The organism is Starkeya sp. ORNL1 (assembly GCF_012971745.1).
Lineage (GTDB): Bacteria > Pseudomonadota > Alphaproteobacteria > Rhizobiales > Xanthobacteraceae > Ancylobacter.
Window position 1 is genome coordinate 2,683,089 of the sequence record NZ_CP048834.1, and the last position, 26,210, is coordinate 2,709,298.

The 26,210-nt window shown below is 68.1% G+C and carries 19 protein-coding genes and 1 riboswitch; of the genes, 6 read left to right on the forward strand and 13 right to left on the reverse strand.

Annotated elements, in window-relative coordinates; all coding sequences use genetic code 11:
- Nucleotides 1-279 precede the first annotated feature (279 nt).
- From G3545_RS12840 to G3545_RS12860, 5 genes are all read right to left on the reverse strand, one after another.
- Nucleotides 280-1,719: a gamma-aminobutyraldehyde dehydrogenase gene (locus G3545_RS12840; protein ID WP_170013131.1), complete on the reverse strand. Its 1,440-nt coding sequence runs from the start codon at nt 1,717-1,719 to the stop codon at nt 280-282.
- Between the two features lie 9 nt (nt 1,720-1,728).
- Nucleotides 1,729-2,529 (reverse strand): ABC transporter permease, encoded by an 801-nt coding sequence (locus tag G3545_RS12845; protein ID WP_170013133.1) that lies wholly within the window; start codon nt 2,527-2,529, stop codon nt 1,729-1,731.
- Between the two features lie 159 nt (nt 2,530-2,688).
- The gene (locus tag G3545_RS12850; RefSeq protein ID WP_170013135.1) at nt 2,689-3,636 is read right to left on the reverse strand and encodes an ABC transporter permease; all 948 of its coding nucleotides are present in this window, start codon (nt 3,634-3,636) and stop codon (nt 2,689-2,691) included.
- Entirely contained in the window at nt 3,633-4,673 is a 1,041-nt protein-coding gene (locus G3545_RS12855; protein WP_170013137.1) for an ABC transporter ATP-binding protein, read from the reverse strand. Before G3545_RS12855 ends, G3545_RS12850 begins: the two co-directional genes overlap by 4 nt.
- Nucleotides 4,674-4,807: 134 nt before the next feature.
- A complete protein-coding gene (locus G3545_RS12860) occupies nt 4,808-5,974 on the reverse strand; it encodes an ABC transporter substrate-binding protein (protein ID WP_170013139.1) in 1,167 nt (388 codons plus the stop codon).
- 192 nt (nt 5,975-6,166) lie between these two features.
- Here G3545_RS12860 and G3545_RS12865 point away from each other — a divergent pair, with 192 nt between their 5' ends.
- Together G3545_RS12865 and G3545_RS12870 are read left to right on the forward strand one after the other, a co-directional pair.
- On the forward strand, nt 6,167-6,862 hold the full coding sequence (locus G3545_RS12865; RefSeq protein ID WP_170013141.1) for a hypothetical protein: 696 nt from the start codon (nt 6,167-6,169) through the stop codon (nt 6,860-6,862).
- Nucleotides 6,863-6,877: 15 nt separating this feature from the next.
- The gene (locus tag G3545_RS12870; RefSeq protein ID WP_170018062.1) at nt 6,878-7,552 is read left to right on the forward strand and encodes a DUF2161 family putative PD-(D/E)XK-type phosphodiesterase; all 675 of its coding nucleotides are present in this window, start codon (nt 6,878-6,880) and stop codon (nt 7,550-7,552) included.
- 1 nt (nt 7,553) lies between these two features.
- Here the strand turns inward: G3545_RS12870 and G3545_RS12875 are convergent, their stop codons facing one another.
- The 4 genes from G3545_RS12875 to ade form a co-directional block, all read right to left on the reverse strand.
- Nucleotides 7,554-8,465 carry a LysR family transcriptional regulator gene (locus G3545_RS12875; RefSeq protein ID WP_170013143.1) on the reverse strand — a complete coding sequence of 304 codons (912 nt, stop codon included), beginning with the start codon at nt 8,463-8,465 and terminating at the stop codon, nt 7,554-7,556.
- 182 nt (nt 8,466-8,647) lie between these two features.
- Nucleotides 8,648-9,898, reverse strand: coding sequence for an FAD-dependent oxidoreductase (locus G3545_RS12880; RefSeq protein WP_170013145.1), 1,251 nt, complete (start codon nt 9,896-9,898; stop codon nt 8,648-8,650).
- Nucleotides 9,895-10,620: a lysophospholipid acyltransferase family protein gene (locus G3545_RS12885; protein ID WP_170013148.1), complete on the reverse strand. Its 726-nt coding sequence runs from the start codon at nt 10,618-10,620 to the stop codon at nt 9,895-9,897. Before G3545_RS12885 ends, G3545_RS12880 begins: the two co-directional genes overlap by 4 nt.
- Nucleotides 10,621-10,790: 170 nt before the next feature.
- Nucleotides 10,791-12,494: an adenine deaminase gene (ade, locus tag G3545_RS12890; RefSeq protein WP_170013150.1), complete on the reverse strand. Its 1,704-nt coding sequence runs from the start codon at nt 12,492-12,494 to the stop codon at nt 10,791-10,793.
- A 139-nt stretch (nt 12,495-12,633) separates the two neighbouring features.
- Nucleotides 12,634-12,718, forward strand: a riboswitch (glycine riboswitch).
- A 145-nt stretch (nt 12,719-12,863) separates the two neighbouring features.
- On the opposite strand from ade, the gene gcvT reads away from it, so the two are divergent.
- The 4 genes from gcvT (at nt 12,864) to G3545_RS12910 (ending at nt 20,165) form a co-directional block, all read left to right on the forward strand.
- Nucleotides 12,864-13,994: a glycine cleavage system aminomethyltransferase GcvT gene (gene gcvT, locus G3545_RS12895; RefSeq protein WP_170013152.1), complete on the forward strand. Its 1,131-nt coding sequence runs from the start codon at nt 12,864-12,866 to the stop codon at nt 13,992-13,994.
- Between the two features lie 5 nt (nt 13,995-13,999).
- The gene (gene gcvH, locus G3545_RS12900; RefSeq protein WP_170013154.1) at nt 14,000-14,368 is read left to right on the forward strand and encodes a glycine cleavage system protein GcvH; all 369 of its coding nucleotides are present in this window, start codon (nt 14,000-14,002) and stop codon (nt 14,366-14,368) included.
- Nucleotides 14,369-14,393: 25 nt separating this feature from the next.
- Nucleotides 14,394-17,186, forward strand: coding sequence for an aminomethyl-transferring glycine dehydrogenase (gene gcvP / locus G3545_RS12905; protein WP_170013156.1), 2,793 nt, complete (start codon nt 14,394-14,396; stop codon nt 17,184-17,186).
- 222 nt (nt 17,187-17,408) lie between these two features.
- The gene (locus tag G3545_RS12910) at nt 17,409-20,165 is read left to right on the forward strand and encodes a CHAT domain-containing tetratricopeptide repeat protein (protein WP_246702887.1); all 2,757 of its coding nucleotides are present in this window, start codon (nt 17,409-17,411) and stop codon (nt 20,163-20,165) included.
- Between the two features lie 109 nt (nt 20,166-20,274).
- On the opposite strand, the gene G3545_RS12915 is transcribed toward G3545_RS12910, so the two are convergent.
- The 4 genes from G3545_RS12915 to G3545_RS12930 all read right to left on the reverse strand — a co-directional run bounded on the left by G3545_RS12915 (nt 20,275) and on the right by G3545_RS12930 (nt 26,174).
- Nucleotides 20,275-21,153, reverse strand: a complete 879-nt coding sequence (locus G3545_RS12915; RefSeq protein ID WP_170013160.1) for a hypothetical protein — start codon at nt 21,151-21,153, stop codon at nt 20,275-20,277.
- Nucleotides 21,154-21,175: 22 nt separating this feature from the next.
- Complete coding sequence (locus G3545_RS12920) at nt 21,176-22,609, reverse strand: CHASE2 domain-containing protein (protein WP_170013162.1); 1,434 nt, start codon at nt 22,607-22,609, stop codon at nt 21,176-21,178.
- Between the two features lie 126 nt (nt 22,610-22,735).
- Nucleotides 22,736-24,235 carry a glycerol kinase GlpK gene (glpK, locus tag G3545_RS12925; protein WP_170013164.1) on the reverse strand — a complete coding sequence of 500 codons (1,500 nt, stop codon included), beginning with the start codon at nt 24,233-24,235 and terminating at the stop codon, nt 22,736-22,738.
- Nucleotides 24,236-24,413: 178 nt separating this feature from the next.
- Nucleotides 24,414-26,174: an ABC transporter substrate-binding protein gene (locus tag G3545_RS12930; RefSeq protein WP_170013166.1), complete on the reverse strand. Its 1,761-nt coding sequence runs from the start codon at nt 26,172-26,174 to the stop codon at nt 24,414-24,416.
- Nucleotides 26,175-26,210 lie beyond the last annotated feature (36 nt).

The window sequence follows — 26,210 nt, forward strand, 5'->3', positions numbered from 1 at the left end:
TAGACTGGAGCAATTCCTCTTCGATCAGATGATTCCATCTGATCGGGAAATGCTCTAGCCTTCCACAAGTCGTCATCCCGGCCGCGGCGTAGCGAAGAGCCGGGATCGCGCGAAGTCCCGCGCGACACCTTGCCTAACGATCCCGGATCGGCCTACGGCCGTCCGGGATGACGATGGTGGGGAGGGAAGAAGGAAGAGGACGCTCGGCTTCAGCATCCTTCGAGGCTCGGGCTACGCCCGAGCACCTCAGGATGAGGTGGTGCTAGGCGACAGAGGCCCCTACCCGTTCTTCACCATCACATGGCGCACCACGGTGTAGTCCTCCAGCGCATAGGAGCTGAGGTCCTTGCCGTAGCCGGACTGCTTCAGGCCGCCATGCGGCATCTCGCTGACCAGCATGAAATGGCAGTTCACCCAGGTGCAGCCATATTGCAGCCGCGAGGCAGCGGCGAGGCCCTTCGACACGTCCCGGGTCCACACCGACGAGGCCAGCCCATAGTCGCTGTCATTGGCCCAGGTGACGGCGTCCTCGACATCGGAGAAGCGCGTCACCGAGACCACCGGGCCGAACACTTCGCGGCGCACGATCTCGTCGGATTGCAGCGCGCCGGCCACCACGGTCGGCTCATAGAAGAAGCCGCGGCCTGAAGCCAGCTTGCCCCCGGTCGCCACCTCGATGTGGTTGAGCTCGCTGGCTCGCTCGACGAAGGAGGCGACGCGGGCGCGCTGGCGCGCCGAGATGAGGGGGCCGATGTCGTTCTCCTCGTCATTGGCGAGGTTGAACTTGAGCGACGACACCGCGGAGGACAGGTCCGCCACCAATTTCTCGTAGACGTGGTCCTGCGCATAGATGCGGCAGGCGGCGGTGCAATCCTGGCCGGCATTGTAATAGCCGAACACCTTCACCCCCTCGACCACCTCAGCGAGGTCGGCATCGTCGAACACGATCACCGGGGCCTTGCCGCCAAGCTCGAGATGGGTGCGCTTCACCGTCTTGGTGGCGGCGGCGAGCACCTTCTTGCCGGTGGCGATATCGCCGGTGAGCGAGATCATCGCCACCTTGGGATGGTTGATCAGGGTGTTGCCGACGCTCTCGCCGCGCCCGACCACCACATTCACCACCCCTTCGGGGAAGATGTCGGCGATGAGCTTGGCCAGCTTCAGCATGGTGAGCGGGGTCTGCTCGGACGGCTTGATGACCACGGTGTTGCCGCCGGCCAGCGCCGGGGCGAGCTTCCATGTCGCCATCATCAGCGGGTAGTTCCACGGCGCGATCGAGGCGACGACGCCGATCGGGTCGCGGCGGATCATCGAGGTGTGGCCGGGCAGGTATTCGCCCGCCAGCATGCCGTGCTGGGTACGCACCGCGCCGGCGAAGAAGCGGAAGCAGTCGACGACGCCGGGGATCTCATCGCGCAGCACGGCGTGGCGCGGCTTGCCGCAATTCAGCGCCTCCAGCGTGGCGAAGCTTTCCGCTTCGGCCTCGATGCGATCAGCGAGCTTGAGCAGGAGGTAGGAGCGCTCCATCGGCGTGGTGCGCGACCAGTTCGTGAAGGCGGCCTCGGCGGCGTTCACCGCAGCGTCGATCTGGTCGGCGGAGGCCTCGGGCAGCTCGATTAGCGTCTCCTCGGTCTTCGGGTTCAGCACCGTCTCCGGGGTCTCGGTGCCGGCCACGAATTTCGAGCCGATGAGCATGTCGGTGTCAGCGAGAGCGGTCATGTGGGCCTCCTATTTTCCGCTGCCGGCCACCGCCTCGCCCTCGCGCGTCAGATAGTACGCAGCGAGGATGGGCAGGAAGGTCACGGCGATGACGAGCACGGCGACGACATTGGTGACGGGGCGCTGGCGCGGGCGCACCAGTTCGGACAGCATCCAGATCGGCAAGGTCGATTGCTGGCCGGCGGTGAAGGTGGTGACGATGACCTCATCGAAGCTGAGCGCGAAGGCCAGCATGCCGCCGGCGAGCAGCGCGGTGCCGACATTGGGCAGGATCACCAGTCGGAAGGTCTGGAAGGCATCGGCGCCGAGATCCATCGAGGCTTCGATCATCGACGGCGACAGCCGGCGCAGCCGCGCCACCGCATTGTTGTAGACGACGACGATGCAGAAGGTGGCGTGGCCGAGCACGATGGTCCAGAACGAGAAAGGGATGTCCATCAGCCCGAAGGCCTGGCGCAGCGCGATGCCGGTGACGATGCCGGGCAGCGCGATCGGGAGCACGAACAACAGCGAGATCGGCTCGCGGCCGAAGAAGCGCGCCCTTGCCAGCGCGCCGGCGGCCAGCGTGCCGAGGATCAGCGCGATCAGGGTGGCGAGCGTCGCCACCTTGAGCGAGAGGCCGACCGCGGCCCAGATGTCGTCACGCTCCCACACCACACCGAACCATTTCAGCGTGAAGCCCGGCGGCGGGAAGGCGTAGCTGCGCTCCTCGGTGGTGAAGGCATAGAGGATGATGAACAGCAGCGGGATGTGCAGGAAGGCCAGCCCGGCGAGGGCCGCGGCCTTGAGGGAGAGCGGGGCGCGGGTCATGGGCCGCTCCCTTTCTCAATCTCTCCCCGACGGGGAGAGGTCGGCCGCGCAGCGGCCGGGTGAGGGGCGTCAGCGCTGACCAATTGGCCGTGCGCCCCCTCACCCCAACCCTCTCCCCCGCGGGGAGAGGGGGTTTGGCGCGCATATCCACGCCCAACCTCACAGCGCATCGAACGCCCCCGTCTTCTTGGCGAGGGTGAGGAACAGCGCCATGACCAGGATCGGCACCAGCGAGAAGGCCGCCGCCAGCGGGATGTTCCCGGCCGTGCCCTGCAGCGTGTAGACAGCCTGGCCGAGCACGAGGGCCGAGGTGCCGATGATCTGCGGCACGATGTAGTCGCCCAGCGTCAGCGAGAAGGTGAAGATGGCGCCGGCCACCACGCCAGGCATGGCAAGCGGCAGGATCACGGTGCGGAACACCTTGCCCGGCGAGGCACCGAGATCGCCCGCCGCCTCGATCAGGCTGCCGGGCACCCGCTCCAGCGCCGCCTGGATCGGCAGGATCATGAAGGGCAGCCAGAGATAGGTGAAGACCAGCACCATCCCCGTATAGGAAACCGAGAGCGACGGCCCGCCGACCACGGGGAGCGCCAGCCACGCCTCCAGTGCGCCGCCGAGCCCGAGGCGCCCGGCGATCCAGCCGATGGCGCCTTCCTTGGCGAGCAGCAGCTTCCAGCCATAGACCTTGACCAGATAGCTCGACCACAGCGGCATCATCACCGCGAGATAGAAGCCGGCCTTGGCGCGCGGGCCGGCATAGCGCGCGGCGTAATAGGCGATGGGAAAGGCGATCAGCGCGGAGAGCAGCGTCACCACCGCGGCGATGCCGACGGTGCGCGTGACGATGTCGAAATTCGCCGGGCTGAACAGCTCGATGAGCGTGGAGAGCGTGGGCTCGCGGACGATGGTGCCGGAGAACTCGTCGATCGAGAAGATCGACTGCGCCAGGAAGACGAACAGGCTGCCGAGATAGACCACGCCGAGCCATAGCAGCGGCGGCACCAGCAACAGCAGGACGAGCAGGTTGTGGCGGCGGACGAGGAAATCCGAGAGGCGGCGCAGAGTGCCTTCGGGTGGGTTCGGAAGGTCGAAGGTGGCGACGCTCATGCCTCGCCCTCCATCGGCTGGAGCGCGTCCGGGCGCACGGCGAGCGTCACCTTGCCGCCGCGCTCGACCTCACCGGCCGAGCCCGCGGGGACGGCAGCGGTAAGCACGAGGCCGGTGGGCGTCCGGGCGGTGATGCGGCGGACCGGGCCCTGATATGAGACGTCGATCACCGTCGCCTCAACGGTGCGCGCTCCCTCCGGTGGCGCACTGGTGACCAGCGCGATCTTCTCCGGCCGGAGGCTCGATGGCCGCGCCGGCCCCCCCAGCGCCTCGGCCTCGGCCGCGCTCAGCACATTCGCCGAGCCGACGAAGCCGGCGACGAAGCGCGTCGCGGGCCGCTCATAAACTTCCTCCGGCGGGCCGACCTGGACGATGCGGCCCTCATTGAAGACGGCGACGCGGTCAGCCATGGACAGCGCTTCACCCTGGTCGTGCGTCACGAACACGAAGGTGAGGCCCAGCGCGCGCTGCAGGCTCTTCAGTTCGACCTGCATCTCCTCGCGCAGCTTGAGGTCGAGCGCGCCAAGCGGCTCGTCGAGGAGGAGCACCTTCGGTCGTACCACGAGGGCGCGGGCCAGCGCGACGCGCTGGCGCTGGCCGCCGGAGAGCTGCGCCGGGCGCCGCGCCTCCATGCCGGCGAGCTTGACCATGGCCAGTGCCTCGCGCGCCAGCCGGTCGCGCTCGGCACGCGCCACGCCGCGCACCCGCAAGCCATAGGCGACATTGTCGCCGACGCTCAGATGCGGGAACAGCGCATAGTCCTGGAACACGGTGTTGACCGCGCGCCGATAGGGCGGCAGGCCTTCGACCGCCTCGCCGAAGATCTCGATATGGCCGGCGTCCGGTTGCTCGAAGCCGGCGATGAGGCGCAGGCAGGTGGTCTTGCCGGAGCCGGAGGGCCCGAGCATGGCAAAGAACTCGCCCGGCGCGATGGCAAGGTCGACGCCGTCCACCGCCTTCACCGACCCGAAGTGCCGGACCACGCCCGCGAAGCGGACGGCCGGAATCGTGAGGGCGGTGTCGAGGGTGGCGTGCATCGTCAGTATCGACCTCGAATAGGGATCGCCCTCATCCCCGGGCTTGACCCGGGGATCCAGAAGGCCAGGCGTCGCGCTGTCCAGGACTGGATGCCCGGGTCAAGCCCGGGCATGAGGGTACGTCTGTGGAACGGCTACCTTCCGCCGAGCACGGCGATGTAGTCCGACACCCAGCGATAATAGGGCACGCAGCCGGCGGACTGGGTCGGGCACTTGGCGACCGGGGTGCGCCAGAAGTGGATCTTCTCGAAATTCTCGGCGCCGTTGGTCTTGCAGCCATCATCGGTCAGCAGCGCATTGCCCTTGCAGGCGGCGGGGACCGACGGCACCGAACCGAACCAGGAAGCGAGATCGCCCTGCACCTTCGGGTCGATGGAATGCTCCATCCACATATAGGCGCAGTTCGGGTGCTTGGCGTCGACATGCATCATGGTGGTGTCGGCCCAGCCGGTGGCGCCTTCCTCGGGAAGCGTCGAGGCGATCGGCTTCTTCTGGCTGATGAGCAAATTCACCTGGAACGGCCAGGAGGAAGAGGCGACCACGCCTTCATTGGTGAAGTCGTCGACCTGCACCATGGCATCGTGCCAATAGCGCTGCACGATCTTGCGCTGCGCGCGCAACAGCTCGAGCGCTGCCTTGTACTGATCCTCGTTCAGCTCATAGGGATCCTTGATGCCGAGCTCGGGCTTGTGCTTCATCAGGTACAGCGCGGCATCGGCAATGTAGATCGGGCCGTCAAAGGCCTGCACGCGGCCCTTGTTGGGCTTGCCGTCCGGCAGGTCCATCGCCTCGAACACCACGTTCCAGCTCTTCGGCGCCTCCTTGAACACCTCGGTGTTGTACATCAGCACGTTGGAGCCCCACTGATAGGGCACGCCGTAATGCACGCCATTGACCATGTGCCAGGGCGCATTCTGCAAGCGCGGGTCGACGTTGCCCCAGCTCTTGATCAGCTTGGTATTGACCGGGGCGACCTTCTTGCCGGCGATCAGGCGCAGCGAGGCATCGCCTGAGGCGGTGACGAGGTCGAAGCCGCCTTCATTCATCAGCGCCACCATCTCGTCCGAGGTGCCGGCGGTCTTCACATTGACCTTGCAGCCGGTCTTCTTCTCGAAATCGGTGACCCAGTCATAGCCCTTGTCGGTATCGCCGCGCTCGATATAGCCGGGCCACGCGACGATATCGACCGAACCCTCGCCTTTGCCGATGGATGTCTTCTCGGCGGCGAAGGCGGGTTGCAGGCTGAGCGAGGCAGAGGCGACGAGCGCCAACAAATGCGGGAGGCAGTGGGCGGTGCGCATGACGGTTCCCTCTGTTCTGCGGGCCTGATCGGCCCTTTGCGGTGAAGTCTGACCCTACGTTCCGTCACGCGCCACACCAAAGATGAGAAGGGCGCCATCGGAAAAACCGATGAGCAACAGATGGGCATACGGACCTCGCTTTGGCGCCAGCCGGGCGACGTGCAAAATACGCGTTCGCTGAGAGTGCCCCTCGTGATTCCCTGGTTGCAGCTCGATACCGCAAAAGTGCCCGACGGACCCGGCGAACTGCGCTTGATGCGGCGCGGCGCCGAATTCTCGATCATGACCGGCTCCACCGAGCTGATGAACAGCCGTCTCAGCGGCTCCGAGCAGGCGCTGGCCACCACGGTCTGCGCGCGGCTCGTCGGGCGCGCGCGTCCGCAAATGTTGATCGGCGGGCTGGGCATGGGCTTCACGCTGCGCGCCGCGCTGGCCGAACTCGGATCGGACGCCGGCATCGTCGTCGCAGAACTGGTGCCGGCCGTCGTGACCTGGGCGCGCGGGCCGATGGCGGAGATTTTCGGCGACAGCCTGAGCGATCCGCGCGTGACCATCCGCGAGGAGGATGTCGGCGGCCTGATCCGTGCCGCGCGCACCGCCTATGACGCCATCCTGCTCGACGTCGACAACGGCCCGGACGGGCTGACGCGCGCCACCAATGACCGGCTCTACGACACGGCGGGCCTCGGCGCGGCGCGGGCGGCGCTGCGGCCCGGCGGCATGCTCGCGGTGTGGTCGTCGGGGCCGGACGCCGATTTCACCCGGCGCCTGCGCAAGGCGGGGTTCGGCGTCGAGGAAGTGCGGGTGCGCGCCAATGGCAAGCGCGGCGGAGCACGGCACATCATCTGGATCGCGACCAATCCCGGCGCCGGCCAGCCGCGGAACTGACGACGGAGACCAACCCTGGAGACGACGCTCTATCTGCCGGTCAAGGCATTCCTCGAAGGCCTCGGCTTCACCGTGAAAGGCGAGGTCGGCGGCTGCGATCTCCTTGCCATTTCGGCGGACGAGGCGCCGGTCGTGGTCATCGGCGAGTTGAAGCTCAGCTTCAATCTCGAACTGGTGCTGCAAGCCGTCGACCGCGCCAGCGCCTGCGACGAGGTCTGGCTGGCGGCGCGCATCTCGGCGCGGGGCAAGGGTCGCGAAGCCGATGCGCGCTTCCGCAATCTGTGCCGCCGGCTCGGCTTCGGCATGCTCGGCGTCTCGCAGGCGGGCGAGGTGTCGATCATCGTCAGCCCGGTGGCGCCGATGCCGCGCAAGGATCCGCGCCGTCGCTCGCGGCTGGTGGAGGAGCATAAGCGCCGGCAGGGCGACCCGGCGGTGGGCGGTGGCAGGGGAGCGCCGATCATGACGGCGTATCGGCAGCAGGCACTGGCCTGCGCCGCCGCCATGATCGAGGGCCCGAAGCGGCCGCGCGATCTACGCCCCGCCGCGCCGAAGGCGGCGGCGATCCTGCACGACAATGTCTATGGCTGGTTCGCCCGCACCGAGCGCGGCGTCTATGCCCTGACGCAAGCCGGCCTGGACGCGCTTGCCCGCTGGCCGCAGCCGGTGCCCGACACTGAAAGCGCGGGCTGACCTAGCGCATCCGCCCACCGTGCCGCGTCGCGGCGATCGACACGAAGCCGGACGCCGCCGCGGAGAGCGGCGAGCCGCGGCGCCAGGCGGTCGCCACCTCGATGGCGGGGAGATCCTCGATGAGCGGACGCGCCTCGATCTTGTCGCCCTCCAGCGACCAGGGCCGATAGGTGAGGTCCGGCAGCACGGCGACGCCGGCGCCGGTCGCCACCAGGCTGCGTACCGCCTCCACCGAGCGGGTGCGGAACGCCACCGGCGGGCGGATGCCGAGCCGGCGCCACACCATTTCCGAGGTTTCGGCAATCTCGTCGACGGTGAGCAGCACCTGCGGCTCGCCGGCGAGATCGCGCATGCTGACGCGGTCCTCGGCACTGAGCGGATGGCCGAGTGGCAGCCAGGCGCGATAGGGCGAGACTTCCACTGTCTCGGTCTGCAAGGCGGAGGAGCGCCGCCCCGGCGGCAGCACCATCACCGCGACATCGAGCTCGCCGCCGACGAGAAGGTGCTCGAGATAATCCGCTGCGTCTTCCACCGCCTCCACCGCGACATCGGGGAAAGCACGGCGGAAACGAGCGGAGAGGTCGGAATAGACATAGCCGGCGACCAGCGGCGTCACCCCAACCGACAGCCGACCCGACAACGCCATGGTCTCGCCGCCGGACAGCGCGCGACGGGCATCGGCGACATCCGCCATGATCTTGCGGGCATGGCGCAGGAAATGATGGCCCTTCAGCGTGAGGTCGGCGCCGCGGGCGTGGCGGTCGAGCAGGCGGAAGCCGAGATCGAGCTCCAGCTCGCGCAGCGCCTCGGTGACGGTCGATTGCGAGATGGACAGCGTGTGCGCAGCCGAGGAGACGGAACCGTTCTCCGCCACCGCGACGAAATACTGGAGCTGGCGCAGCGAGAAGGCCATCGGCGGAACCGGGAGCTAGCGGTTTTGCCACTATGGCGGGTTTCCCGCCGGGCGTCATCACACCGGGCTGTCATCCCGGACGGCCGCATGGCCGATCCGGGATCGTAGCAAGGTGAAGTGCGGGACTTCACGCGATCCCGGCTCTACGCCCTGCGGGCTCCGGCCGGGATGACGGCTAATGGTTAGCGCGCGAGCAGCGCCTTCAGCTCGAACCCCTCGTCCGCCGCCTGTTCCGGCGTCAGCGAGGACGGCTTGGCCGGATCGACCAGCAAGCGCCGCCCCAGCATGTGGTCCGCCGGCCGGTTCACGCTTTCGATCGCCGTCAGGCGGCCGTCGCGGAAGCGGAACACTGAAAAGCGGCGGCTCGCAGGGTCGCCGCGCAGCACGGCCTCATCCGTCGGGCGCGCCAAACCGACCATCTGCAGCTTCAGGTCCGACTGGTCGCTCCAGAACCATGGCACCGCAGCATAGGCCGTCGGCCGCCCGGCGAGCCGCGCCGCTATGGTGCGGGCGTGGTCGACGGTGTTCTGCACCGATTCCAGCCGCACCATCGCCCCGGCATGCAGGCTCGGATAAGACACCGCGTCGCCGAGCGCGGAGATATTGGGATCGCTGGTGCGCAATTCGGCGTCGACGACGATGCCGTTCGCCACTTCGAGGCCCGCGGCCGCGGCAAGCTCGGTGTTCGGCACCACGCCGATGCCGACCAGCACGAGGTCGGCCGGATGCAGCACCCCGCCCGGCGGCTGGAGCGCGCCGTCCGTGGTTTCGACCTGCGCGACCTTCCCGTCATTGCCATGGATCCAGACCACGCCGGCGGCGAGTACGAGGCGCGTGCCCATGGCCCGATGGGCCTCGGCAAAAAAGGCCGACATGGTCGGCGAGATGGCACGGCCCATCGGATGCTGCGTCGCCTCCAGCACCGTCACCTCATGGCCCAATGCGCGGGCAACGGCAGCGAATTCGAGGCCGATAAACCCGGCGCCGACGACCACGACGTTGCGGGCCTTGGCAAGCCGGGCCTTGAGATCGTCGGCGTCGGCGAGGGTGCGCAGATAGAGCACACCGTCGAGATCGGCCCCGGGAACCGGAAGCGGGCGATTGCGCGCACCGGTAGCGAGCACCAGGTGGTCGTAGGGCAGGCTCAAACCGTCCGACAGCGTCACGCGCCGCGCGGCGCGGTCGATGGCATCCACCCGCGCGGTGACGAGGTCGACCTGATGGTCGGCATAGAAGGCGGCGGGCCGCAACTCCAGATGCTCGGCATCGGCCTCGCCCTTGAGATAGGCTTTGGACAGCGGCGGGCGCTGATAGGGCAGGCCTGGCTCCTCGCCGACCAGCGTGATCTTTTCCGCATAGCCGGCTTCACGCAGCGAGGCGGCAAGCTGGAAGCCGCCCTGCCCGCCACCGATGATCACAACGCCGTCACTCACGCCGATTGCTCCGTGATGCCGACCAGCCGGTCGCGCTCGGCATAGATAACCTCGCGCACCCTGGTCATGAATTCCTCGTCGGGCAGGCCGGGGGGGATCGCCGGCAGATAGGACACAGTGATTTCGCCGCTCTTTATGGAGAAACTGCGGGCCTTCCAGTAGAGCCCGGCATTGTGCGCCACCGGCACCACCGGCACGCCCAGCGCCTTGTAGAGCAGCAGCACGCCGCGGTGGAAATCCGCCCGCTCGGTCGGGGCGCGGCGGGTGCCTTCCGGGAAGATCAGCAGGCTGCGCCCCTGCCTGGTGGCCTCGCGCGCCTCGCGGAACATCTTCTTGAGCGAGGAGGAGCCGCCGGCGCGGTCGATGGCGATCATCGGCGAGCGCTCCAGGAACCAGCCGAAGATCGGGATGCGGTAAAGCTCCTCCTTCAGCACGATGGCGACCTCCGGCACCAGCACGGCGAAGACGATGGTCTCCCACGCCGACTGGTGGTTGGAGACGTAGAGCGCCGGCGTCGCCGGCCGGTGCTCGCGGCCGATCTCGCGATAGGACAGCCCGCCGAGCACGCGCATGCCCCGGACGATGCCGCTCGCCCACAGCCGCGAGATGCGGCGGGTCACGACGGGGTCCTTCTTCCAGGCGAGCCACGGCATGGTGGCGGCGAGGAAGAGCGTCCAGAACAGCAGGAAGACGTTGAAGAAGGCGGAGCGGATGGGCTGCATGGGGCTTTGGAACGTGGCGGGCGTGGGTGCTCTAGCAGATGCGTGGCTTGGCTTCAGCATCCTTCGAGGCTCGCTGCGCTCGCACCTCAGGATGACGTTGCTTTTATAACCACGTCATCCTGAGGTGCCCGGCAAAGCCGGGCCTCGAAGGATGCTCACACCGAGCACCCTCACTCCACGATCAATTCGAACCGATCCACGTCGAACATGCCGAAATCGGTGATCTTCAGATGCGGGATCACCGGCAGCGGCAGGAAGGCGACCTGCAGGAACGGCTCCGCCAGCACCACGCCCAGCGCCTTCGCCGCGGCGCGCAGCGGGATCAGCGCGTCATGCACCTCCTCGAACGAGGTGTCGGCCATCAGGCCAGCGACCGGGAGCGCCAGCTCGGCGCGCACCTCGCCCCCCTGCGCCACCACAAACCCGCCGCGCAGCTCGATCAGCCGGTTCACCGCCACCGCCATATCTTCATCGCTCACACCCACCACGCAGATATTGTGGCTGTCATGGCCGATCGAGGAGGCGATGGCGCCGCGCTTCATGCCGAAGCCATGGACGAAGCCGCGGCCGATATTGTGGTTCTTGCCGTGGCGGGCGACGACACAGACCTTCACCGCGTCCTGCTCCAGATCCACCTGCTTGGCGCCGCCGACGACGGCCAAATCCATGGTCAGATGCTCGGTGATGATGCGGCCGGGCACCACGCCGATCACCGGGGTCGCGGCGCGGTTGGCCGAGGCGCGGAAGGCATCGGCGTCGACGCGCTGCGCCTTCATGGAATCGAGGCCGACCGCGGCAATGTGTGGGCGCGTCGCGAATAATTCCTCGCTTACCAGCCGCCCGGCGGAGATCACCGCACGCACCGAGCAGCGCTCCAGATCGTCCAGCAGCACGATGTCGGCGCGCTTGCCCGGCGCGATCAGGCCCCGATCTCTCAGCCCGAAGGCGTTCGCCGCCGACCAGCTGGCGACGCGATAGACGTGGTGCAGCGGCGCGCCATGGGCGATGGCTTCCCGGATCATGTAGTCGAGATGGCCTTCCTCGGCGATGTCGAGCGGGTTGCGGTCGTCGGTGCAGAAGGCGAGGAAGGCGGAGGTGTCGGCATCGATCAGCGGGATCAGCGCGTGCAGGTCTTTCGAGACCGAGCCCTCGCGGATCAGCACGGTCATGCCCTTCTTCAATTTCTCGCGGGCTTCCCCAAGCGTCGTCGCCTCATGCTCGGTGCGGATGCCCGAGGCGATGTAGCCATTGAGGTCGCGTCCCGACAGCAACGGAGCGTGGCCGTCGATGTGGCCCTCGCTGAAGGCGACGAGCTTGTCGAGGGCACCCTCGTCCTTGAACAGCACGCCGGGGAAATTCATGAACTCGGCGAGGCCGATGCCGCTGCGATGACCGCGCAGCGCCACCAGATCTGCAGCGGTCAGTTCGGCGCCGGAAGTCTCGAACGCGGTCGCGGGCACGCACGAGGAAAGCTGCACCCGCAAATCCATGATGGTCGCTTCGGCGCAGGCCTGGAAATAGCGGATGCCGGGCGCGCCCAGCACATTGGCGATCTCGTGCGGATCGCAGATCGCCGTGGTCACGCCGTGCGGCAGCACGCAACGGTCGAACTCCAGCGGGGTGACCAGCGAGGATTCGACATGCAGGTGGGTGTCGATGAAGCCCGGCACCGCGAACAGGCCGCTTCCATCGATCTCGCGCGTGCCCTCATAGGCTTCATAGGTGCCGACGATGCGGTCGCCGCATATGGCGATGTCGGTCTGCGTGATGGCACCAGTGATGACGTCGAGCAGGCGCACGCCCTTCACCACGAGGTCGGCCGGCACTGTCCCGCGGCCCTGATCGATGATGCGTCCGAGCGTTGCCTTGTCCATGTCCGTTCCCTCTCGCCGCCCTTTGCCGCCGCGGCGACAGATGAGCGGAAAGCGGTGCGCCGGTCCAGTGCAGGCGTGGTCTCAGGGTGACAAAGCGCCTCACGTCGGCTAGTGATTCCCCGTCTTGGGGCTTTTGCCCTGTCCGTTTGCGGGAGAGAGCAGCGCCGCTGCCGCCGAAGGGGAATCGCCCGAAATCTCTCAGGCAAAAGAACCGTGAACGGGATAGACACTCTGGAAAGTCGGGGCCAACACCCCGCGCCGAAGGTGTAAGCGTCCGAATCGTTCCGGGCGCGAGTCTCTCAGGCTTCAGACAGAGGGGCACGAACCGGCCGCATGACGCGGCGGGGGGCGTGCGACTCTGGAGAAGACATGGCTGACGGGACCGCAGGCACCTCGCAGGACAAGACCCTCCCGCTTCACGATCTCCATGCGAGCGCCGGCGCTCGCTTCGGCGGCTTCGCCGGCTGGAACATGCCGCTGACCTATGCGCCCGGCGTGATGAAGGAGCATCTTCATACCCGCCAGCAGGCCGGGCTGTTCGACATTTCGCACATGAAGCTGTTCGAGCTGAGCGGACCGGGCGCCGCGGCGCTGCTGAGCCGCGCCTGCCCGCTCGATGCCGGTGCGATGGTGGCGCCGCAATCCAAGCTCAGCTTCTTCCTCAACGAGAATGCCGGCATCCTCGACGATCTCATCGTGACGCGGCTGGTCCAGCTCGAGCGCGGCGCGGACCGCTTCATGGTGGTCGCCAATGCCGGCAATGCGAGCGCCGACGAGGCGCATCTGCGCAAGCTGGCGGCGGATTTCGACTGCCGGGTCACGCCGCTCGACCGCGTCTTCCTTGCGCTGCAAGGGCCGGAGGCGGCGCGCGTGCTGGAGGATGCCGGCATCGCCACCGCCGGGCTTACCTTCATGCAGGGCGTCGAGCCGCGCCCCGGCTGGTTCGTCAGCCGCTCCGGCTATACCGGCGAGGACGGCTTCGAGATCGCAGTGCAGGAAGCCGACGCCCGAGCGCTGGTGACGACGCTGCTGGCCGATCCGCGGGTGATGTGGGTCGGGCTCGCCGCGCGCGACAGCCTGCGGCTGGAGGCCGGGCTTTGCCTGCATGGGCAGGACATCACGCCGGAGACCGATCCGCTGAGCGCCGGGCTGATCTGGGCGATCCCGAAGGAGATCCGCGCCGGCGGCCGCTTCATCGGCGCCGATGCGCTGCGCGCCATCATCGCGGCCGGCGCGACCCGCCGCCGGGTTGGCCTGAAGCCGGAAGGCCGCCAGCCGGTGCGTGGCGGCGCGGCGCTGTTCGATGCGGAGGGCGTGCCGGCCGGCACCGTCACCTCCGGCGGCTTCGGCCCCTCGGCCGGCCATCCGGTCGCCATGGGCTATGTGCCCGTCGCGCTCGCACAGGCCGGAACCCGGCTGTTCGCCGATGTGCGGGGCACCAACGTCCCCGTCACCGTCCACCCCCTGCCCTTCATCCCCCAGCGCTACCACAAAGGGTGATTGCCTTGTCCAAGACCTATTTCACGCCCGACCATGAATGGATCCGCGTCGAGGGTGATGTCGCCACCGTCGGCATCACCGATTACGCGCAGGACCAGCTCGGCGATCTGGTTTTCGTCCAGCTTCCGGAGAAGGGCGCGGACCTCGCCAAGGGCGACGTCGCCGTGGTGGTCGAGTCCGTCAAGGCGGCGTCCGACGTCTACATGCCGGCGGACGGCACCATCCTCAGCGCCAACACCACGCTCTCATCCGACCCGGCTCTGGTGAATTCGGCGCCGACCGCCGAGGGCTGGCTCTGGACGATGACCCTGAAGGACGCGAGCCAGCTCGACGGCCTGATGGATGAAGCCGGCTACAAAGCCCATATCGGCTGACGGCGAGGCAAGAAGAGGCAACACCATGAGCGTCGCATTCTCGTCCCGCCATATCGGCCCGCGCAGCGAAGATATCCGCACCATGCTGGCGGCGATCGGTGTCCCCTCTGTCGAGACCCTGATCTCGCAGGCGGTGCCGGCCTCGATCCGGCTCACCCGCCCGCTCGCCTTGCCGGCACCGGCAAGCGAGGCGGAAGCGCTCGCCGAGCTGGCCGCGACGATGGCCGGGAACACGGTGCTGAAGAGCTTCATCGGCGCCGGCTATCACGGCGTCCATGTTCCTCCGGTGATCCAGCGCAACCTGTTCGAGAACCCGGCCTGGTACACCGCCTATACGCCCTATCAGGCCGAGATCAGCCAGGGTCGGCTGGAAATGCTGTTCCATTTCCAGACCCTGATCACCGAGCTCACCGGCCTGCCGGTCGCCTCCGCTTCGCTGCTCGACGAGGCCACCGCGGTGGCCGAGGCGGTCGGCATCGCCTTCCGCCATCACCGCGAGAAGCGCAACAAGGTGGCGCTTGCCGGCAAGGCGCATCCGCAGACGCTGGACGTGGTGCGCACCCGCGCCGAGCCGCTCGGCATGATCGTCGATGGCGAGGAGATCGATGCCGACACCGCCGCCCTGCTGGTATCGTGGCCGGACACCGAGGGTGTCTATGGCGACCACAAGGCCGCCATCGAGAAGGCCCGCGCGACCGGCGCCGTGGTGGTGTTCATCTGCGATCCGCTCGGCCTGACGCTGACCGATGCGCCGGCGAGGCTCGGTGCCGATGTCGCGGTCGGCCCGATGCAGCGGTTCGGCGTGCCGATGGGCTTTGGCGGCCCGCACGCCGCCTATTGCGCGGTTTCCGACAAGCTCACCCGGCTGATGCCCGGCCGCCTGGTCGGCCAGTCGGTGGATGCCGAGGGGCGGGCGGGCTATCGCCTCGCTTTGCAGACCCGCGAGCAGCATATCCGCCGCGACAAGGCGACCTCCAATATCTGCACCGCGCAGGCGCTGCTGGCCAATATGGCGGCGGCCTATGCGATCTGGCACGGACCTTCCGGCCTCCAGGCAATCGCCGGGCGCGTGCACGCGCTGGCGGATCGCCTTGCCCGCGCGCTCGCGGCGGCGGGCCTCTCGGTAATCGGCAGCCAACGCTTCGACACCGTGACCATCGCCACCGACGGGCAGGCGGCCGCGATTGCCGCCGCGGCCGAGGCTGGTGGCCGGCTGCTGCGGGTGATCGATGCCGATCGCATCAGCATTGCCTTCGACGAGACCTCGACCGAGGCCGACCTCGAGGCCATCGCCGCGCTGTTCGGCATCGAGGTCGCTCCCGAGGCGTCCGGCTCGATGCCCGGCTCGCCGCGCGGCCGCGAGTTCCTGACCCAGCCGGTGTTCCATCAGAACCGCTCGGAAACCGAGATGATGCGCTTCCTGCGCCGGCTCGCCGACAAGGACCTGGCGCTCGACCGCGCCATGATCCCGCTCGGCTCCTGCACCATGAAGCTCAATGCCGCGGCGGAGATGATGCCGGTGAGCTGGCCGAGCGTCGCGAACCTGCACCCCTTCGCGCCGGCGGCGCACACCGCCGGCTACCGCGCCATGATCGACGAGCTGGAAGGCTGGCTGGCGGAGATCACCGGCTTCGATGCGGTGAGCCTGCAGCCAAATGCCGGCAGCCAGGGCGAATATGCCGGCCTGCTCGCTATCCGCCACTATCACGAGGCGCGCGGCGACACGCATCGCACGGTGTGCCTGATCCCCTCCTCCGCGCACGGCACCAACCCGGCCAGCGCCTCGATGGCCGGTATGGGCGTGGTCGTGGTCAAATGCACCGAGGATGGCGACATTGACATCGCCGACCTCAAGGCCAAAGCCGAGCAATATGCCGACCGGCTGGCGGCCTTGATGTTCACCTACCCTTCCACGCACGGCGTGTTCGAGGAAGGCGCCCGGGACATCTGCGCCATCGTCCATGCCCATGGCGGGCAGGTCTATTTCGACGGCGCGAATCTCAATGCGCTGGTCGGGCTGGCCCGGCCCGGCGACATCGGCGCCGATGTCTGCCACATGAATTTGCACAAGACCTTCTGCATTCCCCATGGCGGCGGCGGCCCCGGCATCGGACCGATCGGCGTCAAGGCACACCTCGCGCCCTATCTGCCGGGCCATGTCGTGCTGGACTCGGCCCACGCGGTGGCGGCGGCGCCGTTCGGCAGCGCGTCGATCCTGCCCATCACCTGGATGTATATCCGCATGATGGGGGCCTCCGGCCTCAAGCAGGCGACGGAGACCGCGATCCTCAGCGCCAATTACATCGCCACCCGGCTGGAGCCGCATTTCCCGGTGCTGTTCAAGGGCAGCCACGGGCGCGTCGCCCACGAGTGCATTCTCGATGTGCGCGGGTTCAAGGAGGCGGCCGGCATCGGTGTCGAGGATGTCGCCAAGCGGCTGATCGATTACGGATTCCATGCGCCGACCATGTCCTGGCCGGTGCCCGGCACGCTGATGGTGGAGCCCACCGAATCCGAGCCGAAGCACGAGCTCGACCGGTTCTGCGCGGCGATGATCGCCATCGCGCAGGAGGCGGCGAAGGTCTCCGGGGGCGAGTGGCCGCGCGACGACAATCCGCTGGTCAACGCGCCGCACACCGCCGCGGAGACGCTGGCGAGTGAGTGGCACCATCCCTATTCGCGGCTGGAGGCGGCCTATCCCGCCGGCGATCCTGATGACGGCGCCAAATACTGGCCGCCGGTGTCGCGCATCGACAATGTCGCCGGCGACCGCAACCTCGTCTGCTCCTGCCCGCCGGTGGAGGCGCTCGCGAGCTGAGGTGTCGTGTTGCATGAGCATCCTTCGAGGCCGGCCTTTGGCCGGCACCTCAGGATGAGGTCGTTCCCTAAAAACGCGACCTCATCCTGAGGTGCGCGCGCAGCGAGCCTCGAAGGATGCTGAAGCCACGCGCCTCGCCACACAAGCATTGCCGGCTGCCTCCGCCCCGTCCATCATGACGCGGCGGGCTGCCGCCGGTCGGGAGGATTGTGCGTGCGTCTCATGGCCCTCCTCCTGCTGGCATTCTGCCTCGCCGCACCGGCGCAGGCGGCGCGCGATGCGCGCGTCGGGAAGATGATCGACGCACGCGACGAAGCCCTGAAGTTCAAGCGCGAAGGCAATCTGCCCAAGGCGCAGGAGGCGATCGAACGCGCCATCGCCATCGGCCGCACCATCCCGCAGCGCACCCCGCTCGCCGAGCCGATGCTGCGCGAAGACCTCGCAATGATCTATCTCGACCAGGGCCGCTACGACGCAGCGGAGACCGAGCTGCGCGCCTCGCTTGCCGCCCGCGCGCAATATGGCAAGCCGAACGACCCTTCGCTCAACGTTCCGCTGAACGCGCTCGCCACCTCGCTGCTGCGTCAGGGCAAGAGCGCGGAAGCGGCGCCGATCTTCGAGCAGCTCGTCGACATGGATGCCAAGGCGCAAGGCCCGCAAAGCGTGCAGGTCGCCTACAGCCTGAACAACCTCGCGGGCGCCTATATGGCCTCGGCGCAGCTCGACAAGGCCGAGGCGGCGCTGCTGCGCGCCTATGATCTCGGCGCCAAGGCCGGCAAGAAGGGGCAGGAGGCGGTCGCCAATTCCGCGACCAACCTCGCCGGCCTCTACAAGCACCTGCAGCGCTACAATGATGCGGAGAAATTCTACCGTATCAGCATGGACACCTGGGGCCGGCTGCGGCCCAAGGATTCGCCCGAAGTGCTTCTGGCGACCAATAATCTCGGCGTCTATTACCGCGACCGCGGCCGCTACGACCAGGCGCAGCCGCTGCTGGACTTCGTGTTCGATACCCGCCTCGGCCGGCTCGGGCAGGACAATCCGGACGTCGCGCTCTCCGCCAATAATCTCGGCTGGCTGCATGCCGGCAAGCAGGAATGGGCCTATGCCGCCCAGCTCTTCACCGCGTCCATGGGCACCTATACCGAATTGCGCCGGCGCCAGGCCGCGGCCGCGCTCGCCGGCAAGGGCACGACCGGCGTCTCGCTGCACGAATTGTCCCGCCCGGTGAGCGGGCTGGTCGGCACCGCCTATCGCTTCGCGGTCGATGCGCCGGCCGACAAGCAGGCTGCGGTGCGCGACACCGCCTTCATGGCGGCGCAGTGGCTGTCTCAGGGAGAGGCGGCGACCGCGCTGGCCCGCACCTCGGCGCGCTTTTCCGCCGGTTCCGGCCAGCTGGCCTCCCTGGTGCGCGAGCAGCAGGATCTCGCTTCGGAATGGGGCAAGCTCGATGGTGCGGTGACGGCCGCGCTGGCCGACCCCAGGGCCCGCAATTCGGTGCAGATGAAGGCGGCGCGCGACCGGCTCGCCGCTATCGATACCCGCCTCGGCGAAATCGCCGGGCAGATCGCCGGGCGGTTCCCGGACTATGCGACGCTGGCCGACCCGCAGCCGGTGGACCTGGTCGACATCCAGAAAGTGCTGCAGCCCGACGAGGCGCTGATCGCCTATGCCTTCTTCCCGGAATCGACGCTCGGCAAGAGCTGGATCTGGGTGGTCACCAAGAACGACGCCATCTGGGCGGCGTTGCAGATCGCACCGGAGGACATCGCCTTCACCGTGGCCAAGTTGCGCTGCGGGCTCGATTACGGCGCCATCGAAGCCGAGGCGACGGCGAAATTCTGCGCCGGCTTCGGCGCCGATGCGGACCAGCAGAGACTGGCGCCGTTCGACGCCATGCTGTCCTACCAGCTCTGGCAGAGCATACTCGGCCCGGCAGCGGCGCAGCTGAAGGGCAAGAAGCTGCTGCTGGTGACGCCGGAGCCGCTCGCCGCGCTGCCGTTCCAGGTGCTGGTGACCGAGGAGCCGAAGGTGGCGAAGCCCGAGAGCGGCGCCGACCTGAAAGCCACCGCCTTCCTCGGCCGCAGCAATGCCATCACCGTGCTGCCTTCCATCGCCGCGCTGCGCACCATGCGCACCAATGCCAAGGCCAGCGCCGCGCCCGACGCCTATCTCGGCTTCGGCGACCCGGTGCTGACAGGAACCCGCAGCTGCCCGCGCATTCCGGCTCCCGACGCTTGCCCGACGATCGCCTCATCGGCCGGCATCACCCGGCAGGCCCGCGCTGCGCGCGCCGCCGGCGGCATGACGCAAGTGGCGATGGCGGACGGGATCGGCCTCGCCGATGCCGATGCGGTGCGCCTGCTCTGCCCGCTCGCCGACACCGCGACCGAGATCAAATGCGTCGGCGCCAGCCTCGGCGCGGCGCCGGCGACCATGCATATCGGGCCGGACGCCAGCGAGGCCGAGCTGAAGAAGCTGCCGCTCGAGCGCTACCGCGTGCTGCATTTCGCCACCCACGGGCTGCTCGCTGGCGACACCAGCCAAATGTCCGCCGGCCTCGCCGAGCCGGCTCTGGTGCTGACGCCGCCGGCGCGGGCAAGCGCGCTCGATGACGGCCTGCTGACCGCCAGCGAGATCGCCGCGCTGAAGCTCGATGCCGACTGGGTGATCCTCTCGGCCTGCAACACCGCCGCCGGCAACGGCCATGGCGAGACGCTCTCGGGCCTTGCCCGCGCCTTCCTCTATGCCGGAAGCCGGGCGCTGCTGGTCTCGCACTGGCCGGTGACCTCGTCCGCGGCGGTGGAGCTGACCACCGGCGCCTTCGACGCCATCAAGGCCGACCCCACGCTCGGCCGCGCCGAGGCGATGCGGCGCTCGATGTCGGCACTGATCGACACCGGCGACGACTTCATGGCGCATCCGAGCTATTGGGCGCCATTCTCCGTGGTCGGCGAAGGCGACGCGCCGGCGCCATAGATCACGATGAGTTGGGATCGGGTCGATCCAAACTCGTCGAGATCGTCTCTAATAAGTTGAGCATGATGTCGTCCGAAAACCGCTTCGCACTTTTCGGCATAATGCTCGACTATTTCAGCCCGCCCTCGGCCAGCGTCCAGAACAGCTTGTCGGCCGGGGCGAAGTCGCGGGTGAAGGGCTCGACGCGCTGGAACGCCTCCAGCCGCCATTCCGGGCCCTTCATGGCGAGGAAGGTGGCCGCACCCAGCGCGCGCATCGCCGGCGGCAGCGCCTCGCGGGTCAGCTCGGCGGGGATGGCCGGCACCTTGTCGGCGGCGACAACGTGCAGGGTCGCACTCAGCGCCTTGCCGCCGCGCGGGGTGATCTCGACGGTGTAGTCGCCGGGCACAAGATCGAGCGGCGCCGACGTCCACACTCCTCCGCTACCCTTGGCCTCGCTGACCAGTGGCGCCCCCTTGGCCGGGCGGATGGTCACGGTCACGCCGAGCCGTTCCGGCAGCCAGCCGAGGGTGAGCGTGCGCTTGCCGGCAACCAGTGTCTGCGGGCTCGCCAGCAGCGGCACCTTGAGTTCGCCGCCGCCGCTGCGGATGCTGGCGGAAACGCGCGTGCGCTCCGGCGTGTCGAGCAGGTTGAGCGCATCGAGGATGGAATCCCAGGCGCCGTCGAGCAGGCTGCGTGCCGGCGCCGCCGCCTTGACCACATACTCGCCGCGCGCGGCGGTGATCACCACCGGCTCGGGCCGGTCCATCAGCCGCAGCACGACGCGCTCATCCGGCCGCACCAGCAGGATGCGGTCGCCCTGCAGCACCCGCGCGCACAGCCGCAACGGCACGATCTGGTCGCCGCGCAGGAGCGTCATGGCCGCGCCTTCCGGCGCATAGGCCTCGATGAAGCCGACCTCCTGCTCCTTCACCTGCGTGAAGGCGGGGGCGAGCATGGCGAACAGCGCAAGGCACGCCCAAAGGCACGTCCTGATCAGCACCGGCATGGCCGCTCGCCTCCCTCTGCCGTCATTTGCCCTCGCCATGGTCGGCCAGCAGGGCACGGAAACCCTTGCTGCGCACCAGTTCGACCCGCTCGATGATCTCCAGCAGGAATTTATGCGCGAAGACGCCGAACGACGGCACCGCAAGATCCAGCATCACCCCGGATTTGAACAGCAGCGCGGAAGGGATGGTCAGCAGCACCAGGAAGAGGCTGGCGGCGATGCTGGCGCCGAACGGCCGGAGCACCGCGAACAGCCAGGCCACCACGATGATGATGCCGAGCGCGATCGGCAGGCGCTGCCACCAGGGCGGCTCGTGCGGCGTGCCGTATTGCGCCAATGCGTGCGCGGCATTGACCACCAGCAGCGCGCCGGGCATGGCGCCAAGCGGGGTGTTGTGCCAGTCGCCGCTGTCGCGGAAGCTGCCGCCGATGACGACGAGACGGCCCTCCAGCCCGTCGATCGCCTCGCCGGCCGAGGCGGCAAGCACGATGCGGGCGGGGCGCACCGCCACCAGCGGCCGGCTGGAGCCGTTCTCGACCGCCGTCGGCCCGAGGCCAACGGCGCCCGTGCGCCAGGCAATGGTGTAGATGACGCGGACCGAACTCTCCTTCAGCGAGAGTTCGATCTCCGGATGCTCAGAGACGCGCCTGGCCGGTGCCGCGCGCGCAGCCGCACCGCAGCGGTCCGGGATGAACTGTGCCAGTGTGGAGGTGACGGCCTCGGCGACCTCCGGGCGGTCCTTCCGGGCATCGATGGCCTGCGCCGCCAGCATCAGCTGGGCGGCCGGCAGTGCCGCCGGTGCCTCGCCGTCGCAGACGAAGTCGAACAGCCGCGCATAGCGCACGACACCGTCGGCATCGCGCTCGAACAGCGGCGACACCCAGCGATAGCCAGGCCGCGTGGCAGTGGATACGCCCACGCCGGCCGATGGCGGTGCCTGCACGGCCGCTGCGAAGGGAGTGCTCTGCAGCCGCGGCCATTGGTCGGGATCTTTAGGCGCGCGGCTGACCAGGCTGCGCACCATGAGGACCGGCGGGCCATTGGCATTGTCGCGCTTGAGCACATCGGCGAGCGCGCTTTGCCCTGAGGTGTCCGGCCAGGCGAGATCGACGTCGAGCAGCACGGCGAGCGGCTTCGAGGCCATCACCCGGTCGAGGAGGCCGGCCAGCTTGTCGCGTGGGGCAACCAGCGGATAGCCCCAGTCGCGCCAGGTCTCGTCGTCGATATCGACGAACACATAGGGCGTCGCGTGCTCCACCGTGCCGGTGAGGCGCTCATGGATGCGGATGGCATCGTCCACCAACCCATCGCCGAGATCGCGCAGCAGGCGGGTGTCGCTGAAGAGCAGCGGCACGGCGACGAACTCGACGATCAGGCCGAACACGATGCCGATGGCGACGTCAGTGAGTATCTTGTGACGCTCGGCAAACCCCGCGACAGCCGACCACCAGCGCATGCCCGTCCCCTGCCCGCTACCGCCCGGAGGAGACTGTTGCAGCGAGCGGCGGTTCGCAACGGTTTTCGGGTGGAAGGTCTCCCTCTCCCCATCGGGGAGAGGGAAACAACTGTGCCTCGAAGTCCGCTACGGCATCGTCAGCCGCCGCACCGCGTCGTGCCAGCCGGCGAGCTTGCGGGTGCGGGTCGCTGGCTCCATCGACGGGGTGAAGCGCCGCTCCAGCCGCCAGGAATCGGCGAAGCGGCCGGGCTTGGGGAACACGCCGGCGTGCAGTCCGGCGAGATAGGCGGCGCCCAGCGCCGTGGTCTCCTTCACCACCGGCCGGTCGACCGGCGCGGCGAGCAGGTCGGCGAGCCGCTGCATGGCGAAACTGGAGGCGACCATGCCGCCGTCGACACGCAGCACCGTGCTCGCGCTCGCCGATCCGGAGCCGGCCCAGTCGGCATGCATGGCGTCGAGCAGGTCGGCGGTCTGGTAGCAGACGCTCTCCAGCGCCGCGAGGGCGATCTCGGCGCGGCCGGTCCCGCGCGTCAATCCGAACAGCGCACCCCGCACATCCGGATTCCAGTGGGGCGCCCCGAGGCCGACAAAGGCCGGCACCAGATAGACCTCCTGGGTCGGGTCGGCGGCGTCCGCCAGAGCCTCGGTTTCCGCGGAGGCCTTGATGATGCCGAGCCCGTCGCGCAGCCATTGCACCGCGGCGCCGGCGACGAAGATCGAGCCTTCCAGCGCGTAGGTCCGCTTGCCGTCGAGCTGGTAGGCAATGGTGGTGAGCAGCTTGTTCTGCGAGGCCACCGCGGTAGTGCCGGTGTTCAACAGCGCGAAGCAGCCGGTGCCGTATGTCGACTTGATCATGCCGGGCTGGAAGCAGGCCTGGCCGACGGTCGCCGCCTGCTGGTCGCCGGCGATGCCGGATATCGCGATGGGGCCGCCGAACAGCTCGGGCACGGTGGTGCCGAAAGCGGCGGAGGAATCCTTCACCTCCGGCAGCATGGAATGCGGCACGCGCAACAGCGCCAGCAGGTCATCGTCCCAGGTGCCGTCATGAATGTTGAACAGCAGCGTGCGGGCGGCATTGGTGGCGTCGGTGGCGTGCACCGCGCCGCCGGTCAGATGCCACAGCAGGAAGCTGTCCACGGTGCCAAAGGCGAGTTCGCCGCGCTCGGCGCGGGCGCGCGCGCCGGGCACGTGGTCGAGGATCCAGCCGATCTTGGTGCCGGAGAAATAGGGGTCGAGGATCAGGCCGGTCCTGGCGCTCACCATGGGCTCGTGGCCCTCGGCCTTCAGCCGGGCGCAGAGCTCGGCGGTGCGGCGGTCCTGCCAGACGATGGCGCGATGGATCGCCTTGCCGGTCTTGCGGTCCCACACCACCGTGGTCTCGCGCTGGTTGGTGATGCCGATGGCGGCGATCTCGGTGGCTGTCGCGCCGGCCTGTTCCATCGCCCGCCGGCAGGTGGCGAGCGTGGTGCGCCAAAGATCGTCCGGCTCATGCTCGACCCAGCCTGAGGCGGGGAAATGCTGCGGGAATTCCTGCTGCGCCTGCGCCGCGATCGAGGTGTCCGGCCGGAACAGGATGGCGCGCGAGGAGGTGGTGCCCTGGTCGATGGCGAGGATGTAGGTCGTCATGCGGGAACCCCAATTCGTCCCTCATCCCCGGGCTTGACCCGGGGATCCAGAACCGCTTGAGCCTCGTCTAGAAGTCTGGGTGGCCGGGTCAAGCCCGGCCATGAGGTCGGAAAGGGGGCACGTCATCCCGGATCGCGCTTGCGCGCGTCCGGGATGCGTCGTCAGCGAGCGCTTGCGCTCAGTTCACCTTCTTCGGCGGGGTGGCGGGCCAGCTCTTGATGAGGGTGTCGTAGTCCACCGTCTCGCCTTGCGGCTTCTCATTGGCGAGCTTGGGCTGCGGGGCCAGCGTGCCGTTCTTCTTGGCCTGCTCGACCCAGTACGCCATGCTCTCCTTCTTGTTCAGCTTCGGCCCGCACTCACCCTGCACGCCGGAACGCTCGATCCGCTCCATCACCGATTCCTGCGCCGCGGCGAGGCTGTCCATGGCGGCCTGCGGGGTCTTGGCGCCCGACGAGGCGTCGCCGATGTTCTGCCACCACAGCTGCGCCAGCTTCGGATAGTCCGGCACGTTGGAGCCGGTCGGCGACCACTGCACGCGCGCCGGCGAGCGGTAGAACTCGACCAGGCCGCCGAGCTTCGGCGCACGCTCGGTCATGGTCTTGTCCCAGATGTCGCTCTCGCGGATGAAGGTGAGGCCGACATGGCTCTTCTTCAGCGAGACCGACTTCGAGGTCACGAACTGGGCGTAGAGCCACGCCGCCTTGCGCCGCTCCAGCGGGGTCGACTTCAACAAGGTCCAGGAACCCACGTCCTGGTAGCCGAGCTTCATGCCGTCCTTCCAGTACGAGCCGTGCGGAGACGGCGCCATGCGCCACTTCGGGGTGCCGTCGGCATTCATCACCGGCAGGCCGGGCTTCACCATGTCGGCGGTGAAGGCGGTGTACCAGAACATCTGCTGGGCGATGTTGCCCTGCGCCGGCACCGGGCCGGCCTCCGAGAAGGTCATGCCGCCAGCCTGGGCCGGCGTGTATTTCTTCAGCCACTCGATGTACTTGGTGATGGCATAGACCGAGGCCGGGCCGTTGGTGTCGCCGCCGCGGTCGACCGAGGAGCCGGTCGGCCGGCAGCCTTCCATGCGGATGCCCCATTCGTCCACCGGCAGGCCGTTCGGCAGGCCGCGATCACCATTGCCGGCCATGGACAGCCAGGCATCGGTGAAGCGCCAGCCGAGCGAGGGGTCCTTCTTGCCGTAGTCCATGTTGCCATAGACCTTCACGCCGTCGATGGTGCCGACATCGTTGGTGAAGAACTCGGCGATGTCCTCATAGGCCGACCAGTTCACCGGCACGCCGAGCTCGTAGCCGTACTTGGCCTTGAACTTGGCCTTGTAGTCGGCGTTGGTGAACCAGTCGTAACGGAACCAGTACAGGTTGGCGAACTGCTGGTCCGGCAGCTGGTAGAGCTTCTTGTCCGGAGCCGTGGTGAAGCTGAGGCCGATGAAATCCGGCAGGTCCAGCGTCGGCGAGGTGACGTCCTTGCCCTCGCCCGCCATCCAGTCGGTGAGGTTGATCGCCTGCTTGTAGCGGAAATGGGTGCCGATCAGGTCCGAGTCGTTCACCCACGCATCGTAGATGTTCTTGCCCGACTGCATCTGCGTCTGGATCTTCTCCACCACGTCGCCCTCCTGGATGAGGTCGTGGGTGAGCTTGATCCCGGTGATCTCGGAGAACGCCTTGGCCAGGGTCTTGGCCTCGTACTCATGGGTGGTGATGGTCTCGGAGACGACATTGATCTCCATGCCGGCATAGGGCTTGGCGGCATTGATGAACCACTGCATCTCCTTCATCTGGTCTTCCTTCGACAGCGTCGAAGGCTGGAACTCAGAATCGACCCATTTCTTCGCGGCGGCCTCGTCGGCCCGCGCCGCGCCCGCGCAGGCGAGGAGCGCCATGGCGCTCGCCGCCAGCATCAGCCGCATTCTCGATCGTGACTGCAACATGGTCTTCCTCCCGTTTCTAATGACTTGTCGTCACTG

What these genes read in the sequence shown, in the direction of transcription:
- G3545_RS12840 (WP_170013131.1), bottom strand. Translation starts at nt 1,719, where the DNA reads ATGACCGCTCTCGCTGACACCGACATGCTCATCGGCTCGAAATTCGTG.
- G3545_RS12845 (WP_170013133.1), bottom strand. Translation starts at nt 2,529, where the DNA reads ATGACCCGCGCCCCGCTCTCCCTCAAGGCCGCGGCCCTCGCCGGGCTG.
- G3545_RS12850 (WP_170013135.1), bottom strand. Translation starts at nt 3,636, where the DNA reads ATGAGCGTCGCCACCTTCGACCTTCCGAACCCACCCGAAGGCACTCTG.
- G3545_RS12855 (WP_170013137.1), bottom strand. Translation starts at nt 4,673, where the DNA reads ATGCACGCCACCCTCGACACCGCCCTCACGATTCCGGCCGTCCGCTTC.
- G3545_RS12860 (WP_170013139.1), bottom strand. Translation starts at nt 5,974, where the DNA reads ATGCGCACCGCCCACTGCCTCCCGCATTTGTTGGCGCTCGTCGCCTCT.
- G3545_RS12875 (WP_170013143.1), bottom strand. Translation starts at nt 8,465, where the DNA reads ATGGCCTTCTCGCTGCGCCAGCTCCAGTATTTCGTCGCGGTGGCGGAG.
- G3545_RS12885 (WP_170013148.1), bottom strand. Translation starts at nt 10,620, where the DNA reads ATGCAGCCCATCCGCTCCGCCTTCTTCAACGTCTTCCTGCTGTTCTGG.
- ade (WP_170013150.1), bottom strand. Translation starts at nt 12,494, where the DNA reads ATGGACAAGGCAACGCTCGGACGCATCATCGATCAGGGCCGCGGGACA.
- gcvT (WP_170013152.1), top strand. Translation starts at nt 12,864, where the DNA reads ATGGCTGACGGGACCGCAGGCACCTCGCAGGACAAGACCCTCCCGCTT.
- gcvP (WP_170013156.1), top strand. Translation starts at nt 14,394, where the DNA reads ATGAGCGTCGCATTCTCGTCCCGCCATATCGGCCCGCGCAGCGAAGAT.
- G3545_RS12910 (WP_246702887.1), top strand. Translation starts at nt 17,409, where the DNA reads ATGGCCCTCCTCCTGCTGGCATTCTGCCTCGCCGCACCGGCGCAGGCG.
- G3545_RS12915 (WP_170013160.1), bottom strand. Translation starts at nt 21,153, where the DNA reads ATGCCGGTGCTGATCAGGACGTGCCTTTGGGCGTGCCTTGCGCTGTTC.
- G3545_RS12920 (WP_170013162.1), bottom strand. Translation starts at nt 22,609, where the DNA reads ATGCGCTGGTGGTCGGCTGTCGCGGGGTTTGCCGAGCGTCACAAGATA.
- glpK (WP_170013164.1), bottom strand. Translation starts at nt 24,235, where the DNA reads ATGACGACCTACATCCTCGCCATCGACCAGGGCACCACCTCCTCGCGC.
- G3545_RS12930 (WP_170013166.1), bottom strand. Translation starts at nt 26,174, where the DNA reads ATGTTGCAGTCACGATCGAGAATGCGGCTGATGCTGGCGGCGAGCGCC.